The sequence below is a fragment of the Massilia rubra genome, from assembly GCF_011682065.1.
In the GTDB taxonomy this organism is placed as follows: Bacteria; Pseudomonadota; Gammaproteobacteria; order Burkholderiales; family Burkholderiaceae_D; genus Telluria_A; species Telluria_A rubra.
On record NZ_VUYU01000032.1, the window covers coordinates 37,006 to 52,601 of the forward strand.

Sequence of the window (15,596 nt, forward strand, 5' to 3'; positions counted from 1 at the left end):
TCATCGCAAGGTGTACAGGTAGGCCGCCATGTGGCGCGCTTCGGCTTTGGAGACGCCGACGTTGGGCATCGTGGTGCCGGGTTTCATGGCGGGAGGATCGACCAGCCAGTCGGCCAGCGGCCCTGGCAAATTGGGAATGCGTCCGGCGATGTAGCTGCGGCGGCCGAATTTGTCGAGCGGCGGGCCGGCGCTGCCGGTGGCCGCGCCCACGCCGGGAATGGCGTGGCAGGCGCCGCACTGGTACTGCTCCATCAGGCGCTTGCCCAGCACCGCATCGCCGCCGGCCACCGCCAGGGGCGCGGGTTCGGCGTGCTTGTCGCAGCCTGCCAGCGCCGCGCACAGCACGGCCGCCACGGCGATCGGAAGAGGAAATACGCGCACGTTACGATCCTGTGAAAGCGATTTTGATCGATATAATACAAGAAAAATTGCTATCATTTTTTCAATAGAGCGCGCCTCCCGGCGGTGCCGACCATGCCTTCCAACCGCGTCCGCCTGATCCTGAAAACCGCTGCCGCCACCCTCGCCGTCGCCGCCGTGACAGTGGCCATCGGCGCCGCGCTGGTGCTCAAAAGCGGCTGGTACAACGTGGCCTCGACCGAGCAGCATTTCCAGTTCGTCCACACCCTGCTCGAGCAGGGCATGCGCGACTCGGTGCGCTTCCACGCGCGCGCCGTGGCGGCGCCGAAGCTCGACAGCGCCGCCCGCATCGGCCGGGGCGCGCTGGTGTACCGCGACCACTGCGTGCAATGCCACGGCGCGCCCGGCGTGGCGCAACAGGACTTCGGCAAGAGCATGCAGCCGGTGCCTGGCCCGCTGGTCGACGCGGCGCGCCGCTGGCAGCCGGCGCAGCTGTACTGGATTACCAAAAACGGCATCAAGATGAGCGGCATGCCGGCCTGGGAATATCACCTGGCCGACGACGATATCTGGTCGCTGGTGGCCTTCATGGTCAAGCTGCCGGAACTGGCGCCGCCCGCGTATGCCGCCATGAGCGCGCCGTCCGCGCCGGCGTCCGCCGCACCGGCGCTGCCGGCGCGCTGGCCGGGCAATCCGCGGCGCGGGCGCGTCGCGTTGACCCAGTACGCCTGCAACGCCTGCCACGTGGTGCCCGGCGTGACCGGTCCCGACACCTATGTCGGGCGGCCGCTGGCCGGCCTTGGCAAGCGCCGCTTCATCGCCGGGCACCTGCCCAACACGCAGGAAAACCTGGTGCGCTGGATCCGCGATCCGCACGCCATCGACCCGCTCACCGCCATGCCGGTGCAGGATGTGAGCGAGGCCGACGCGGTCGACATCAGCGCTTATCTGCTGACGTTGCGCTGACCTTGCGCCGATGGGCAGCGCCGCCTGCGCTACAATCGCGGGCGACTTTACGCTGTCCCCATTTAAGGAATACAAATGAAACTGGTTCGTTACGGCCGTCCCGGCAAGGAAAAACCCGGCTTGTTCGATGAAGAAGGACGCCTGCGCGACCTGTCCGGCGTCGTCGCCGATATCGATGCCTCGCTGCTGTCTGACAAGGCGCTGCGCAAGCTGGCCAAGATCGACTACAAAACGCTGCCGCTGGTGCGTGGCACGCCGCGCCTGGGCGTGCCGCTTCGCGGCGTGGGCAAATTCATCGGCATCGGCCTCAATTACGCCGACCATGCCGCCGAAACCGGCGCCACGCCGCCGACTGAACCGATCGTGTTCATGAAGGCGATCACCTGCCTGTCCGGCCCGGACGATCCGCTGATGCTGCCGCAGGGTTCCAAAAAAACCGACTGGGAAGTCGAACTCGGGGTGGTGATCGGCACCCGCGCGCAGTATGTGAGCGAAGAAGACGCGCTCAATTACGTGGCCGGCTACTGCGTCGTCAACGATGTGTCGGAACGCTCGTTCCAGCTCGAACGCGGCCCCCAGTGGGACAAGGGCAAGGGTTGCGACACCTTCGGCCCGGTCGGCCCGTGGCTGGTCACGCGCGATGAAGTGATCGACGTGCAGCGCCTCGACCTGTACCTGGAACTGAACGGCAAGCGCATGCAGACCGGCTGCACCGAGACCATGATTTTCAGCGTGGCGCAGATCGTCAGCTACCTGTCGCGCTTCATGACGCTCGAGCCGGGCGACATCATCGCCACCGGCACCCCGCCGGGCGTGGGCGTGGCGCGCAGCCCGCAGCGTTTCCTGAAAAAAGGCGACACCTTGCGCTTGGGCATCGCCGGCCTCGGCGAGCAGCAGCAAGACGTTATTGCCTACACGAAAACCTGATCCGGGCGGGCGCGTCCCCGCCAGCGCGATGCTTCTTTTATGTCAATACCCAGCTTGCCGCTGCGGTGACTTTTCGTAAGATTGCAATGCGAATATGGGAACACCATGCAGTCCAGCATGCCGAGATTCGGCGTGCGCGGCCTGCATGGACGGCTTGTTCCGGCCATGCCGGTCTTTCTCCTGTCAACCCGGAAGAAAGCGACCATGACCAGCTATCGCACCCCTTTCCTGCTCGCCCTCGCGAGCTGGGCGCTACCTCTGTACGCCACTGCCCAGACGATTCCCCACGGTAGTTATCAACTTTCCTGCAGCAATATTTCGGTCAACGGCGACAAGCTCAGGGCCAATTGCAAGAAGCTCAGCGGGGTCCAGCAAACCACCACGCTGGAAAAGATGGATGCCTGCGTGAACGCGATCCGCCAGTACGGCGACATCGGCAACATCGACGGCAACCTGATCTGCCTGCCGGACCTGCCGCGCCCGAACCCGGCGTTTGTGTTTCCCAAGGCCGAGACCCAGCTGAACCAGTGGATTTTCGGCGGCGTGGAAAACCAGATCCACCAGCATGGCTGGGGACTGTGGGCCGGACTGACCCAGCCGGTCGGCAGCGTCGACGGCACCGTGGTGCGCGCGTTCGAAACCTGGACTTCGCCGGGCAACATCATTTTCCGCAGCGCGCCCGAGCGCAAGGCCGACGATGGCAAGAGCGGGCCGCTCGCGCGCCCCACGCTCGACCTGCACCTGCCGCGCCAGTTCCAGCACGGCCACCGGCCGGCGGAGCGCGGCGCGAGCCTGGTATCGGCCGCAGCGCCCGCCCCCGGCAGGCCGGACACGGCGATCCTGGTGTCGGTGGCCTACAATCCGCCGGCCGCGCAGCACGCGATCAGCAACCGCCTGTTTTATGAGTCCACCCTCAAGCAACTGATGGCGCAAGGCTACACCGAGGTGCCGAATTTTCCCGCGAACGCGATCGTGATCAAGCCGGTATTCAAGATCATTCCCAAGAATGTGGAGCGTGGCATCTACGTCTTTCCGGGCTGGCCGGGACCGGGCGCCGCCAAGCCGAACAGCGGATTTCCCGAAGCGGCCTGGAACAGTTGCGTGTATGTCGACATCAACCGTCCGATCGGCCTCGGTGGCAACAGCAACGATGCGGGATGCGACCGGCGCACGCCGGCCAACACCTTCTATTTGAGCGACTTCATCCATACGCGCATCACGGCCGAGAACGCGCCCTTCCTGTCAGCCCAGCTCAACAAGCCGGTGGCGGCCGGCGACATCGCGATTTTGATCGGCATGCACATCACCTCGCGCGAAAACAAGATGTGGACCTGGCAAACCTTCTGGTGGGTGGCCGACCCCGACCGTCCGCTCTCGCCCAGTTCGCCCGCCATCGCCGGCGCGCGCCCCATGGCCTACCTGGACGGCGCGGCGCGCCACTATGCGATGTCGCTGGCCTACTCCACCGTCACCCCGGCGCAACCGATCACCAAGGGCAAGAACGTGGGCGCGCCGGTGTACGGCTACAACCCCTACCTGGAAGCCGGTTTCGGGCCGGATGTGTTCGCCGGCATCAGCCGCCCGATCAATGGCACGATCAACGCCAATACCGGAATCCAGTCGAACTGCATGACCTGCCACAACCTGGCGGCCTACGCGCCGGCGCCGAAACCGATCATGCCGTACGCCACCGACTTTTACATGAGCATTACCGATCCGATCTTCGACAATACGCTGCGCTCCGATTTTTCGTGGACCATTGTCGACCTGATCGTCAAGACGCCGGCTAATTAGGCTGCCGGCCCGGCGACTCAGTCGAGCGCCGCCGCCAGCGAATCGGACAGGCGCGACACGATCTCCGACAGGTCGGCATCGGTGGCGATGAACGGCGGCGCCAGCAAAATATGGTCGCCGCGCACGCCATCGATGGTGCCGCCCATCGGATAGACCATCAAGCCATTGGCCATGGCCTTGTTCCTGACCGACGCGTGCAGCTTGCGGGCCGGGTCGAACGGCGCCTTGCTGGCGCGCTCCTGCACCAGTTCGAGGGCGATGAGCAGGCCGCGCCCGCGAATGTCGCCCACGTTCGGGTGCGCGCCGAATTCGGCCTGCAGCATGCGCCGCAGCGCTTCGCCGCGCAGGCGCACCGCCGCCAGCAGGTCGTCGCGCTCGATCACCTTCTGCACCGCCAGCGCGGCGGCGGCGGCCACCGGATGGCCGATGTAGGTATGCCCGTGCTGGAACGCGCCGCTGCCCTTGCGCAGCTGGTCGACCAGCGCGCGCTGGGCCAGCACCGCGCCGATCGGCTGGTAGCCGGCCCCGAGTCCCTTGCCGATGGTGATGATGTCGGGCGAGACGCCATCCTGCTCGATCGAATACATGGTGCCGGTGCGGCCCATGCCGCACATGACTTCATCGGCGATGAACAGGATGCCGTAGCGGTCGCACAGGTTGCGCACGCCACGGAAGTAGCCGGGCGTGGGCGGAATCGCGCCGCCGGTCGCGCCCACCACCGGCTCGGCCACGAAGGCGACGATGGTGTGCGGGCCGGCCGCGTGGATCTGTTCGTCGAGTTCGCGCAGCAGGGCGTTGGTGTACTGGTCCTGGGTCTGGTCCGGCAGGCGGTCGCGGTATTCGTAGCAGGGCGCCACGCGCGCCACGTCGATCAGGAGCGGCGCGAAGTGGCGGCGGCGCCACTCGTTGCCGCCCACGGCCAGGGCGCCGAGCGTGTTGCCGTGGTAGCTCTGGCGCCGCGCGATGAATTTGGTGCGCTGGGTCTGGCCGGTTTCGACAAAATACTGGCGCGCCAGCTTCATCGCCGTTTCCATCGCTTCCGAGCCGCCCGAGACAAGGTACACTTCAGTCAAGCCTTCGGGCGCGCCGGCGGTGAGGCGGTCGGCCAGTTCCTCGGCCACGTCGGTGGTGAAGAAGGCCGTGTGGGCGTAGGCGTTGCGGTCGATCTGGCGGTGCATCGCGCTGAGGATGTCCGGGTGGCCGTGGCCGAGCGACGACACCGCCGCGCCGCTGCAGGCGTCGATATAGGTCCGGCCCTCGCTGTCGCGCACCAGCATCCCCAGGGCGCTGACGGCAACCCGCGGGGTTTGCCGGAGATTGCGGTGCATCATGTGGCTCATAAGGTCCTCATCATGAAAATTGTTGATGATTGACAATAAGCGGAGAACGTCGCCATTCTGTTGATCTACCCCCGGCTGCGTGCGAATATTTTTGTCTGCGGCAATAAACGCAACACATGAAAGGCAAGCGCATGATCGACCGACTCGGGCCTGTGGCAGTGGAACATCTGACGGCGGCGCAGCGGGCGGCGGCGCAAGCGATCATCGACGGGCCAAGGGGCGCGCTGTACGGCCCGTTCGTGCCGCTGTTGCGCAGCCCGGAGCTGATGGCATGCGCGCAGCGCATGGGCGAATACCTGCGCGTGCCGCAGCGATCGGCACGCGCCTGTCGGAGATCGCCATCCTGGTGACGGCGCGCGAATGGGACCAGCAGGTGGAGTGGGCGATACATGCGCCGATTGCCGAGCGCAGCGGGATCGCGCCGGACGTCGTCAAGGCCATCGGCGAACGGCGCAAGTCGCCGGCCATGGCGGCCGATGAAGCGCTGGTGGTCGATTTTTGCGTGGAGCTGCATCGCAGCAAGCGGGTCAGCGACGCAACCTATGCGCATGCGCTGGCGCTGTTCGGCGAACAAGGCGTGGTCGATTTGATGGGGATCAATGGGTATTACACTTTTTTGGCGATGGTGATGAACGCCGCGCAAACACCGGCGCCGCCATCGACGGCGGCGCCCTTGCCGGCGTAGTCCGGTGTCACGTCGGTAGCGCATCGAACCTGGGATGGAAAGCGACTGTATGAGCATGCGTTGGGATGATCACTTTTTGGCGTGGGAGCGCGTTTATCGCGACCCAGGCCCGGCTTGCTTTAACGGTTTGCAGGCGGCGCGCAAGCGCGTGGCCACCAATACGCGCGAGGATTGGATGTGGTTGGCGGATGCGCTGGGCGATGTGCGGCGCAAATTTTTTGTCGCAATGGTGTTCCGCTTGCAGTCGGTACCGAGGCGCCTGCTGGCGGCGTTGATCTGCGCCGGGGTGAGCGAACTCAATCCCAGCACCAACCAGTACTACATCCGTCCCTGCGTCCGCACCTTTGGCACGAAGGAGGTCGTGACCCGCCTGCTGCGGATTGTCGAGGTGGGCTCGAACGAGGAGCAATGTGGCGCGGTGAGTGCGCTCTACTGGGCATATGGAAACGAGCGCGATGATGACCTGAGCGAACTGCGTGAGCGCCGGCAGCGTCTGTTGCTGATGCGCTTCATCGAGAACGACGATGTCAACCTGCGCCGCCGGATCTTGCCGGCGCTCAGCTTCAATGCCGACAAGTACCCGGCCGAGCTTCAACCGCTTGTTGCGACGGCAATGGCGATCGCCCGCGCCCATCCTGATGCCTACATTCGCCATCGGATCGGCGTTCAGACGGGGGAGGGCGGTCCGCTGATGCCGCTTCCATCGATGAGAGCGGCAGTGGATGGTCGGGCCGGCATGTCCTTCGCCGCGTCATCCGTGCCCAGCAGCGCCTCGCACGACTGGTCGTTGAATTATTCGACACGCGTGCTTGAATAGCCGCCAGCGCCTGTCCTGGGATGTGCCGCCCAGCCTGCAATGGCAGCCAGGGCGGGCAGCGCCGGTTTCAGGTGCCGTCGTCCGCCAATTCCCGCATCACCGCAGGGGAAAATACCGATTCGCCGAACAGGTTTTTTTGCTGCTCGGCATTTAAAGGTCTGCCAGTCAGGGGAAGGTGAATTCTTCCGTTCACAGGAAGGATTTCGCGCTCGTCAGGAACTGCGGCGGCGGCTATTTTTTTTCGTAGTGCCGCCGATGCACGCTTGTATGTAGCAAGCTCATCTGCTTGCTGTTTACCCGGTGTCTTCATGGTATTCACTTTAGTGTCGTTGCAGGAATAGTTGCTTTCATCTTTGTAAAAGCGGCTAACATGCTGCCAGCGTCTTCCAAATATAGTTTAGCAAAATTGACCATGATGGACTGTTCGCGCGCAAATGGAACTGCATTGGCCGCGCGCTCCCGTATGTTTTCCACCACTCGGGACAGCGCGCAAGGACTTCTTGGACCGTGCGCAGGCCGTGCATCGCAGCATCCGGATGCCGGGTCATTTCCGCAACATGGACCGGGGCATCGAAACCGAGCTTGGGCCAGACCCAGTAGCCGATCAGCGCCTCTGGATCGCCGGGCCGTAAAGGCCCGTGTCCGGCGCCATACAGGTGGATGCCGGAGAAGCCGAACCGATAGGCCGTGACCGCCATCAATCCGAACGCAACAGTACAAAACCTGGGCGGCGTTTCCGGGGACAGCATCATGCTGCCGATATGCAGGGCATCACACCAGACGCCCGGCGCTTGTTCCGATCGAAAAGCAATCACACTGTTCTGCTCGCCGTCCTTGACGAACGAGTTGATGAACTGAACGTTCATGCCGGGTGGTGCATTGCCATGTTCGTTCACCCGCAACGCCCATGCCGCCGACCCATCCGGAATCATGAAAAGGTGTGCGCTCTGTTTTTCAGTGAGTTCAAGTATCGTGCCATCGTGTCGCTCCAGCGTGAAGCCATCGGACCGTTGCCCCCGCTTGTCATACAGTTCGCCCTGGAAGTAGTCGCGTGCGATGGGGTGGCCGAGCAGGATGGTCTCGATTTTCCTGATATTGTGTTCGTCGAACCGTGGCTCGATAATCATGATAGGGCCTCTGATGTGGTGTCGATGGGTGAGTTCATCAGCGCAGTACCGTAACGCTCGGGCGCGAATTTCAGAGTGGGAAGGTGAGTTCGCGGCAGCGCGGATTGCAAGGATGAGTTCAGCCAGCGTACTCGCCATTGGCATGGGCGCACAGGGCGCTTTGGGGGAAACGGGCGGTCACTGTATCGTGGTCAATGATTGCCCGATCATATTGAACTTTCGTCGTGCGAGGCCCGATACGCCATCATCCGAACCCGGCAGTGCGGTGGATCCGTGAGAGCAAAAAACCTGCGCATCGAAGGCGCCTGGCGATCCTGTCGGGAGTCGCATTGCCTGGCACGGGAGGCCCATGGGCAAGCTAAAAGAAGGAGATAAATGAGATTGGATCGTCTTCTGACCGTCGACGCATATTACGACGGCGCACTGCTGGGTATCGCGGAACTCGACGGGGTCCCGCACATCTACCAGAATGGATTCATGTACGCGCTCGATGACGACGAAACGGTGTATTTTCTGTCGCCGATTGCGCCCGAGTTGCTGGCGCTGGTGATGGAAGACTGGGCCATCTGGCGCCGCTATCTTGCGGCGAGCGGAACACCGGAGGCGGCCGACGCGCGGCACCCGGCGCTGGCCTGCGACCGCGAACGGCATGACGCTCTTGAACTGGCGATTGGGGACCGTCTCACGACCGACCCGCACAATCGCAAGCGCTTCAAGGCCGATTTCTGGCCGCCGGCATCGCCAGCGGACCCGGGTGCCTTGTGGGACGGCCAGCGCGTCCAGTGGACACCTTGCGACACGCCAGGCATGCCGGAGCGCCCGGCGCCTCGTTAAGCGAGCGCATATTTCGCAGCGTCATCGGACTCAGGGCAACGCAAGCTGATCGGTGAAGCAGTGAGGTATTCGCGCGTGCGCCCTTGATCAGGCATCGTCCTCGCCGCTCTCGCGAACAATTGGAAAGGAATGGTCCGACTTGCCGAACAGGGCATGCGCCTGCTCCAAGGTCAGCGGTTTGCAGTTTTTCGGGAACTTGCCTGGTACAGTGCATCAGCGATTACTCGTCGGATGCGCGTGTCACACGCCACTGGCGAGCGCCGCCTTCGGCAATCTCCCGAAGTATGTTGTTGGAAATCCTCGATTCGCCAAACAGGGCAAGTGCCTGCTCGGGGGTCAGCGGTTTGCAAGGGAGCAAGTGAAAAAAGCCGTTCACCGGCAGAATTTCGTTTTCATCGGGAACCGCAGTGGCAGCATTCTTTTTTCGCAGTTCGTCCGACGCACGCCGGTATTCGGCGAGCTGGTCGGCTTGCGCTTTGCTTAGTGGCATGATATTCACCTCAAAATTGCTTGCTTTGGTGATGGCAACGGGGTGGGGCAGCGGCTAAAAATCCGTTAGCGTCGTCCAAAGATACTTTATCAAAATCGACCACGACTGACTGGTCGGGTATAAGTCAAACTGCATCAAACGTCCGCTACCGCAGGCATCCCACCACTCCGGGGTACGTGCAACGACTTCTTGTACTGTGCACAAGCCATGCATGGATACAGTGGGATGCCTGCTCATTTCGGCAACGTTCACGGGCGCGTCGAAACCAAATTTGGGCCAAATGCAATAGCCGATCATGGCGTCGGAGTCGCGAGGACACAGAGGACCGCGTCCTGCCGCATATACCTGAATATGGTCGAAGCCGAGACGCCAGGCAGTCACTGCCATCAAGCCGAACGCAACAGTGCAAAGTCCGGCTGGCGCATCCGGACGCAGCATCATTGTGTCAATATACAAAGCGTCGCACCAAACGCCCGGCATTTTTTCCATACGAAAGACAATGACACTGTTTTGGTCTCCGTCCGGTACAAAGGAATTGAAGAAATGGATCTTCATGCCTGCCGGCGCATTGCCATGCTCGTTCACGTTGAGTACCCTTGCCGTTGACTTGTCCGGGATCATAAAAAGACGTGCGCTCGTTTCCATATCGAGTTTGACGGGCTGCTTTTCTATAAGTTCCAGAAAAATCCCATCGAACCGGCTTTCCAGCCAGTCATACAGCTCACCCCGGAAGTAACTCCGTGTGATCTCGTGGCCAAGCAAGAGCGATTCGATTTTTCGAATATCGTGTTCGGCGCATCGGAGGTCGCTGGTCATGATGGGGGCTGTCGGCGTTGGCGGCTCACCTGCGTTCCGGCATGGCGCGTGCATGCGGTGCGCGGTGAGAATCCGGACAGCGTACGCGGCGTCATGACGCGCACACAGAGCGCGCGCACGCCAAGTGGCGACGGCTGGAGATGGCTCAACGATTGAGCGGGGATAGTGAACTTATGTGGCTTGCGGGTCGCCGTCTTGCCGTGGAAGGGAACGGACCAAGCGGCCGATGCGTGGCACCGGCCGCGTCAAACAATGAAGCGCCGCTTTAAGCGAGCGCTTCCTTCGCCGCTTCTTCCGGCGTCAAGCCATCGTAGAACTGGTCGGTAAACCACTCGACCTGTTCCTCGATATGGTCCTGCGCCTGCTTCTGGGTTGCGCCGCCGGCGACCAGGAAGCCTTCCACCTCGATGCACCAGTGAATCAGCGCCAGGGTTTCTTCGTCGAGTTCTTCTTTCTTGGCCATGTTGGCACCTCTTTCAGCGTTTGTTGTCCGAGAAAGGATGATAACCGATCACTCGCCCAGGTCGGTGACCATGCCCCACTTGGCGAATTCCGGTTCGAACTCTTCCAGGGTCAGCTGGCCGACGCTGGTATGCGCCCCGACCGCCTCCAGCGTGCCCAGCGCTAGGCGACGCGCCAGCAGCACCGCCGCCATGCACGGAATTTCCGGCCCATGGTCGTTGTCGGCCGCGATATGCCAGGCGCGCCGCGCGGGCGTTCCGGCGGCGTCCACGCCCTGCACGCGCACCACCATCCCGCCCAGCGCCGAGCCGAGGAAATTGAGGCCGTCGGCAGCGCGGTTGAGCAGGCCGGCGAAGCGCTCCGGATGGCGCACCAGCCCGAGCCGGCGCAGGCCCGCCAGCGCCGCCATGCCGCGCTGGCTGATGCCGGTTTCCAGCGCGGCGCGAAACATCACCGTCCGCACGCCCGCGTAATGAGCCGGAAACAGTTCGAGGTCGGGAATATCGCACAGCGACGCCAGGCGCGGGCGTAGCCTCGCGTAAGCCACCATGACCGGCGCCGCCCAGCCCAGCTGGGTGGTCCAGCGCCCGTCCTGCCAGACCTGGATCGGCGCGCCGCAATAGCTGAGCACGGCGGACATGGTGGCCACCCCGCGCGGCGCGGTCTGGGCCGGGGCGATGCACATCTCGATCGAGTCGATGCTGCGCCAGCCCGCCGTCAGATGGTCGACCACGGCCGAGGACATGGCCGGCACGCTGCTCGCGCCGGTGATCGCCGTGCGCTGCTGGCGGCGGAATGCATCGTCCAGCGCGGCCGGAAAGTCGCACACGAAGCGGCGGCCGTCGGCCAGGTCGATGTAATGGGCGCCGGCGGCGGCCGTGGCCAGGGCAGTGCCGTAATCCTGCTGCTGGAACGGGCCGGCGGTATGGATGACGAGCTCGGCCCCGAGGGCGCGCAGCGCTTGTGTCAGTTGGGGATCGTGGATGTCGATGCGGGCGGCGCTCGCGCCGTGTGCGCAGGCGCGGGCCAGGGCGCTGGCCTTGTCCAGGTCGCGCCCGGCGACGATCAGTTCGATGCCCGGGCTGGGCGCCAGGGCACGGCAGATGCGGGTCCCGAAGTTACCGTATCCGCCGAGAACGACCGTTTTCATGCTGGGTGGATCAGGCTGCGAGGGCCTTGGCCAGTAATTCGGCGACGACTTCATTGAGGTCGGCGTCGCGTTCCTTGGCCAGGGTTTGCAGTTGCAGCACCAGGTCGCTGTTGAGCTTGACGGCGAAGGGAACCAGGCCGAGCGCCTGGTCGCGCTTGCGCTGTTCGCGGCGGTCGACGATGGCGTTGTCGGCGTTGCCGAAGCCGGCCGCGCCGGGGGCGACCATCTTGCCCATCAATTTTTTGGCGTCACTCTTTGCCATGCCGGTTTTTTTCATTGTCTGCCTTTGCTATCAAAGAACGCATTCTACGCGCTCTTGGGGGTGCGGACGACGGCGCAGCCGATGGCGCGCGAAAATCAGCCCAGGACTTTCTTGAGCCAAGCGCCGATATGCTCGACTTCTTCCTGGCACAGCGAATGCTGCATCGGGTAATCGTGCCATTCGACCTGGTAGCCCAGCGCGGTGAGCAAGTCGCGCGAGGCCACGGCGCGGGTCATCGGAATCACGCCGTCGTACTGACCATGCACCTGGAAAATCGGGGTCGCCAGGCTCGCTTCCGAACGCTCGGCGGCGATCTTGTCGGCCAGCGGCACATACCCGGACAAGCACATCAGTCCGGCCAGCGTTTCCGGATGGCGCAAGCCGGTCTGGAGCGTCATCGCGCAACCCTGCGAAAAGCCCGCCAGGATGATGCGCGAGGCGGGAATGCCACGCGCTTTTTCACGCGCGATCAGCGCTTCGATCTGCACTTGCGAGGCGCGCAGTCCGGCTTCGTCTTCGCGCCGGCCAATGTCGGCGTGGACGATGTCGTACCACGAGCGCATCACGTAACCGTTGTTGATGGTCACCGGCATCGTGTTGGCATTCGGGAAGACGAAGCGGATACCCGGCAAGCCCGCCAGGTCGAGTTCGTTCGTCATCGACACGAAGTCGTTGCCGTCCGCGCCCAGGCCGTGCATCCAGATAATGGCCACCGTCGGGTTCGGGGCAGTGACGACTTCGATCGTTTCTAACAGTTCGCTCATGCGTTGTTCTCGGTGGGCGGCGCCGGACGCAGCGCCGATTTCGGCCGGAATGCCTTGCACACGGCCGGGTTGGTGTCGATATACGGTCCGCCGATCAGGTCGACGCAGTAAGGCACGGCAGCAAAAATGCCGCCGACCAGTTGCTTGCCGTCAGCATCTTTCAAGCCTTCGAGGGTTTCCTTGATCGCTTTCGGCTGGCCCGGCAGGTTCATCACCAGCGCGCTATGGCCGTCGGTTTCGCGGATCACCGCCGTCTGGCGCGACAAAATCGCGGTCGGCACGAACTGCAGGCTGATCTGGCGCATCTGCTCGCCGAAACCGGGCATTTCTTTGGTGCCGATGGCGAGCGTGGCTTCCGGCGTGACATCGCGCCGCGCCGGGCCGGTGCCGCCGGTGGTCAAGACCAGGTGGCAGCGCGCCACGTCGACCAGCTCGACCAGGGTCGCTTCGATGCGCGCCCGTTCGTCGGGAATGAGGCGCGTTTCGAGGCGGTACGGCGTGGCGAGGGCGGCGGCCAGCCAGTCGGCCAGCGCCGGCAAGCCCTTGTCTTCGTAGACGCCGCCGCTGGCGCGGTCGGAAACCGACACCAGGCCAATGATCAGCTCAGGCGCCAACTCAACCGCCAGCCCAGGCAAATTACTCGTCGTCGGACTCGTCATCGATCGGCTCGCCGTCTTCGTCCTCGTCCTGGCTGGCCGGCTTGGCGGCGGCCTTGCGCTTCTTGTCGATATCCTTGAGGATCTGGTAGATCTCGCGGTAGGCTTTCGGCGGCTTGTTCTCGGCCTGTTCCTTGCGCGCGTTGCGGATCAGGGTGCGCAGGTGCTGCACATCGAGTTCCGGATTTTCTTCGAGCAACACGGTCAGGGCCTTGTCGTCGGCCAGCAACTTGTCGCGGCGGCGTTCGAGCGCGTGCAGGGCCGCGGTATCGGCCTTGGACATGCCTTTCCAGCTGTCGATGGTGCGCTGGATGACGGCCACTTCTTCCTCGTCGAGGGTGCGCATTTTCTTGCCGACGAATTGCATCTGGCGGCGCCGTCCCTCGTGGTTGGTGATCAGCTGGCACGCCAGGATGGCGTCGCGCACGTCTTCCGGCATGGGCACGCGCTTGACGCGGTCGCGCGCTTCGGCGACCAGTTCTTCGCCGAGCTTTTGCAGCTCGCTCATCTGGCGCTTGAGCTCGGACTTGGAAGGGCGTTCGTATTCTTGTTCGAACTCGGAGGATTGGAAGCCGCAGGCGCCCCGGTTTGGATTTGGCATGATATGGTTCCGATAGGCGTAAAGCCGACCAGTAAAAACTGTAAACGACTGCTATCATACCCGTTTAACCGGACAGCCGAAGAAAACCACACATGAACGACTCCGTCTTTATCCACACCCAGGATCAGCTGCAACAGCTGGCGCGCGACGTTTTGGCCTTTGCCAGGGAGATCGGTGGCACCGATGCCGCCGTCGACATCAGCGAGGGAAGCGGGCTGGCGGTGTCGGTCCGGCGTGGCAAAATCGAGACGATCGAGCAAAACAAAGACAAAGGCATGGGCGTGACCGTGTATATCGGTCAAAAACGCGGCAATGCCAGCACGTCCGACTTTTCCCCGGCGGCCCTGCGCGCCACCGTCGACGCGGCCTACAACATCGCCCGCTTCACGGCCGACGACGACTGCGCCGGCCTGGCCGACGCCGACATGCTCGAGACCGAGCCGCGCGACCTGCGCCTGTGCTACCCGTGGATGATCTCGACCGAAGACGCCGTGGTTCTGGCGCAACGCGCCGAAGCGGCCGCGTTCGACGTCGACCCGCGCATCACCAACAGCGAAGGCGCCAGCGTGCACGTGCAGCAGTCGCACTTCGTGTCGGCCAATTCGCGCGGTTTCGCGGGCGGCTATCCGTTTTCGCGCCACACCCTGTCGGTGGCGCCGATCGCCGGCAAGGGCGCCAAAATGCAGCGCGACGACTGGTACACCTCGGTGCGCGATCCGAAAAAGATGGCCCAGCCCGAAACGGTGGGCCGTTACGCGGCCGAGCGCGCGCTGGCGCGCCTGAACGCGCGCACGCTCGATACGCGCACCTGCCCAGTGCTGTTCGAAGCGCCGCTGGCGGCCGGCCTGCTCGGCTCCTTCGTGCAGGCCACCTCGGGCGGCGCGCTGTATCGCAAGTCGACCTTCTTGCTCGATTCGCTGGGGCAGTCGGTCTTTCCCTCGCATATCCAGATCCTGGAAGACCCGCATGTAATCGGCGGGGTCGGTTCGGCCCCGTTCGATGAAGAAGGCGTGCGCACCGTGCGGCGCGATGTGGTCAAGGATGGCGTGGTGCAGGGCTATTTCCTGTCGTCGTATTCGGCGCGCAAGCTGGGCATGAAAACCACGGGTAACGCGGGCGGTTCGCACAACCTGACCATGAGCTCCACGCAAACCAAGCGCGGCGACGACTTCGCCGGCATGATCAAGAAAATGGGGCGCGGCCTGCTGGTGACGGAACTGATGGGCCAGGGCACCAACTACGTTACCGGCGATTATTCGCGCGGCGCGTCGGGTTTCTGGGTTGAAAATGGCGTGATCCAGTACCCGGTCGAGGAAATCACGATTGCCGGCAACATGAAGGATATCTTCCAGCAGATCGTCGCCATCGGCAACGACGTGCTTATCCGTGGCAACAAGCAGACCGGTTCGATCTTGATCGAAAAAATGGTCGTCGCCGGCGGCTGAACGTCCTCATGTTCTTCCCGCGTGGGCCGCAGTGCCCACGCCTAGCCGCCTGTCGGACTTGGGGAGTCGAAGCGAAAAAATAGCTGGGCGAGGCCAGATT

At 63.5% G+C, this 15,596-nt stretch carries 19 protein-coding genes; 7 read left to right on the forward strand and 12 right to left on the reverse strand.

The window, feature by feature from the left end:
• The gene (locus F0185_RS29555) at positions 1–381 is read right to left on the reverse strand and encodes a c-type cytochrome (protein WP_370664090.1); all 381 of its coding nucleotides are present in this window, start codon (positions 379–381) and stop codon (positions 1–3) included.
• A 93-nt stretch (positions 382–474) separates the two neighbouring features.
• Between F0185_RS29555 and F0185_RS29560 the strand changes: the two genes are divergently transcribed.
• The 3 genes from F0185_RS29560 (at position 475) to F0185_RS29570 (ending at position 4,047) form a co-directional block, all read left to right on the forward strand.
• The gene (locus tag F0185_RS29560; RefSeq protein WP_167231289.1) at positions 475–1,326 is read left to right on the forward strand and encodes a c-type cytochrome; all 852 of its coding nucleotides are present in this window, start codon (positions 475–477) and stop codon (positions 1,324–1,326) included.
• 75 nt (positions 1,327–1,401) lie between these two features.
• Entirely contained in the window at positions 1,402–2,253 is an 852-nt protein-coding gene (locus F0185_RS29565) for a fumarylacetoacetate hydrolase family protein (RefSeq protein ID WP_167231292.1), read from the forward strand.
• A 204-nt stretch (positions 2,254–2,457) separates the two neighbouring features.
• Positions 2,458–4,047 (forward strand): hypothetical protein, encoded by a 1,590-nt coding sequence (locus F0185_RS29570; protein ID WP_167231295.1) that lies wholly within the window; start codon positions 2,458–2,460, stop codon positions 4,045–4,047.
• 17 nt (positions 4,048–4,064) lie between these two features.
• Here F0185_RS29570 and F0185_RS29575 read toward each other — a convergent pair whose 3' ends face one another.
• The gene (locus tag F0185_RS29575) at positions 4,065–5,387 is read right to left on the reverse strand and encodes an aspartate aminotransferase family protein (protein WP_167231298.1); all 1,323 of its coding nucleotides are present in this window, start codon (positions 5,385–5,387) and stop codon (positions 4,065–4,067) included.
• A 271-nt stretch (positions 5,388–5,658) separates the two neighbouring features.
• On the opposite strand from F0185_RS29575, the gene F0185_RS29580 reads away from it, so the two are divergent.
• Together F0185_RS29580 and F0185_RS29585 are read left to right on the forward strand one after the other, a co-directional pair.
• Entirely contained in the window at positions 5,659–6,072 is a 414-nt protein-coding gene (locus F0185_RS29580; RefSeq protein WP_441295232.1) for a carboxymuconolactone decarboxylase family protein, read from the forward strand.
• A 49-nt stretch (positions 6,073–6,121) separates the two neighbouring features.
• Complete coding sequence (locus F0185_RS29585) at positions 6,122–6,889, forward strand: hypothetical protein (protein ID WP_167231301.1); 768 nt, start codon at positions 6,122–6,124, stop codon at positions 6,887–6,889.
• Between the two features lie 67 nt (positions 6,890–6,956).
• On the opposite strand, the gene F0185_RS29590 is transcribed toward F0185_RS29585, so the two are convergent.
• Both F0185_RS29590 and F0185_RS29595 read right to left on the reverse strand, forming a co-directional pair.
• Complete coding sequence (locus tag F0185_RS29590; RefSeq protein WP_167231304.1) at positions 6,957–7,208, reverse strand: hypothetical protein; 252 nt, start codon at positions 7,206–7,208, stop codon at positions 6,957–6,959.
• Between the two features lie 46 nt (positions 7,209–7,254).
• A complete protein-coding gene (locus F0185_RS29595) occupies positions 7,255–8,016 on the reverse strand; it encodes a hypothetical protein (RefSeq protein WP_167231307.1) in 762 nt (253 codons plus the stop codon).
• 375 nt (positions 8,017–8,391) lie between these two features.
• Between F0185_RS29595 and F0185_RS29600 the strand changes: the two genes are divergently transcribed.
• Positions 8,392–8,850, forward strand: coding sequence for a hypothetical protein (locus tag F0185_RS29600; RefSeq protein WP_167231310.1), 459 nt, complete (start codon positions 8,392–8,394; stop codon positions 8,848–8,850).
• Between the two features lie 220 nt (positions 8,851–9,070).
• Here F0185_RS29600 and F0185_RS29605 read toward each other — a convergent pair whose 3' ends face one another.
• From F0185_RS29605 to yjgA, 8 genes are all read right to left on the reverse strand, one after another.
• Positions 9,071–9,340 (reverse strand): hypothetical protein, encoded by a 270-nt coding sequence (locus F0185_RS29605; protein ID WP_167231314.1) that lies wholly within the window; start codon positions 9,338–9,340, stop codon positions 9,071–9,073.
• Between the two features lie 54 nt (positions 9,341–9,394).
• A complete protein-coding gene (locus tag F0185_RS29610; RefSeq protein ID WP_167231317.1) occupies positions 9,395–10,156 on the reverse strand; it encodes a hypothetical protein in 762 nt (253 codons plus the stop codon).
• Positions 10,157–10,421: 265 nt separating this feature from the next.
• Positions 10,422–10,619 (reverse strand): hypothetical protein, encoded by a 198-nt coding sequence (locus F0185_RS29615; RefSeq protein ID WP_054268373.1) that lies wholly within the window; start codon positions 10,617–10,619, stop codon positions 10,422–10,424.
• A gap of 48 nt (positions 10,620–10,667) precedes the next feature.
• Positions 10,668–11,768: a saccharopine dehydrogenase family protein gene (locus F0185_RS29620; RefSeq protein ID WP_223164601.1), complete on the reverse strand. Its 1,101-nt coding sequence runs from the start codon at positions 11,766–11,768 to the stop codon at positions 10,668–10,670.
• Positions 11,769–11,778: 10 nt separating this feature from the next.
• Positions 11,779–12,045: a hypothetical protein gene (locus tag F0185_RS29625; RefSeq protein WP_166887388.1), complete on the reverse strand. Its 267-nt coding sequence runs from the start codon at positions 12,043–12,045 to the stop codon at positions 11,779–11,781.
• Between the two features lie 80 nt (positions 12,046–12,125).
• Positions 12,126–12,794, reverse strand: a complete 669-nt coding sequence (locus F0185_RS29630) for an alpha/beta hydrolase (RefSeq protein WP_167231323.1) — start codon at positions 12,792–12,794, stop codon at positions 12,126–12,128.
• The gene (gene mog / locus F0185_RS29635; RefSeq protein WP_167231326.1) at positions 12,791–13,453 is read right to left on the reverse strand and encodes a molybdopterin adenylyltransferase; all 663 of its coding nucleotides are present in this window, start codon (positions 13,451–13,453) and stop codon (positions 12,791–12,793) included. The genes F0185_RS29630 and mog overlap by 4 nt, the downstream gene beginning before the upstream one ends.
• On the reverse strand, positions 13,431–14,051 hold the full coding sequence (yjgA, locus tag F0185_RS29640; RefSeq protein ID WP_167231329.1) for a ribosome biogenesis factor YjgA: 621 nt from the start codon (positions 14,049–14,051) through the stop codon (positions 13,431–13,433). Before yjgA ends, mog begins: the two co-directional genes overlap by 23 nt.
• A 92-nt stretch (positions 14,052–14,143) precedes the next feature.
• On the opposite strand from yjgA, the gene pmbA reads away from it, so the two are divergent.
• The gene (gene pmbA / locus F0185_RS29645; protein ID WP_167231332.1) at positions 14,144–15,496 is read left to right on the forward strand and encodes a metalloprotease PmbA; all 1,353 of its coding nucleotides are present in this window, start codon (positions 14,144–14,146) and stop codon (positions 15,494–15,496) included.
• Positions 15,497–15,596 lie beyond the last annotated feature (100 nt).